Here is a 1,078-nt window from a genome sequence, read left to right on the forward strand (position 1 = left end):
GGCTGATGACGGTGGGCCCCGGTCCGCATCGATCCGGACCGGGGCCCACCGTCATCAGCCGGCGACGCCCCTCGCCGTGCAGGTGACGGTCGCCGACGGTGTCCCGGACGTCGTCGACGTGTCGGCGATGAAACCGAACGTGGCGCGGGCGCCGGGGGCGAGCGTGCCGTTCCAGTTGGCGTTGGTGACGGTGGCCGTCCCGTCGGCCGCCATGCTCAACGTGCCGTTCCAGACCTGAGTCAGCCGGGCCCCTCCGGCCGGTACGACGGTCGCGGTCCATCCCGAGACGGCGGAGGCGGACGTGTTGGTCACCGTCACCTCGCCCTGGTAGCCGCCCTGCCAGACGTTGACGGCACGGAAGACCGCGGTGCAGGGCCCGTCACCCGGGTCACCGGGGTCGCCCGGGTCGCCGGAGCCCGGCTCCAGCAGCGCGCTCAGCGCCGGGTACCAGCGGGCGGCGATCTTGTTGTCGCCGGACGAGTTCGGGTGCACCCCGTCGTAGGTGTCGGCGGCCGTGTCGAAGCCGGTCCACTGGTCGACGACAGTCACCGGCGAACGGCTGGTGGTCGTCGCCTGCGCCCAGGCCGGGATCCGTGCGTTGAAGTCGACGACGCGCTGAGCGCAGCCCGAACAGGTGCCGGGGTTCATGGGGATGATCTGCGCGACGAGGATCTTCATGTCCGGGTTGGAGGCACGCATCTGCCCGACGAGCTTGGTGTAGGAGGCGAGGATGCGGTCGGGGGAGATGCTGCTCCACACATCGTTCGTGCCGAAGTGCATGACAACGATGTCCGGAAGGGTCGCGGCGAGCCGTGCGGGCAGCAGGTTCTGGTCGGCCACGTTGGTGACGAGTTCGCCGCCGTGGCCCTCGTTGTCGCCGTCGTGGGCCTGCCCGCAGCCCTGGGGGCCGAGGGTGCCGACGAAGTCGATGTCCGTGTATCCGGCGTTCTGCAGCCGGTTCCACAGCACGGCCCTCCAGCAACCCGGCGAGCCGGTGATGGAGTCGCCGAGCGGCATGACGCGCACGGGATCGGCGGCCGATGTCTTCGCCGTGACCGCCGTGGCGGCCGAGGCCGGT

1 protein-coding gene is annotated in these 1,078 nt (G+C 71.1%); it reads right to left on the reverse strand.

The window, feature by feature from the left end; all coding sequences use genetic code 11:
- Positions 1–54: 54 nt before the first annotated feature.
- The coding region (locus AOK15_RS41140; protein ID WP_055524364.1) for a GDSL-type esterase/lipase family protein at positions 55–1,078 on the reverse strand (1,024 nt) is incomplete at its 5' end.

Origin of the sequence: Streptomyces ossamyceticus, assembly GCF_001418475.1 — a bacterium.
In the GTDB taxonomy this organism is placed as follows: domain Bacteria; phylum Actinomycetota; class Actinomycetes; order Streptomycetales; family Streptomycetaceae; genus Streptomyces; species Streptomyces ossamyceticus.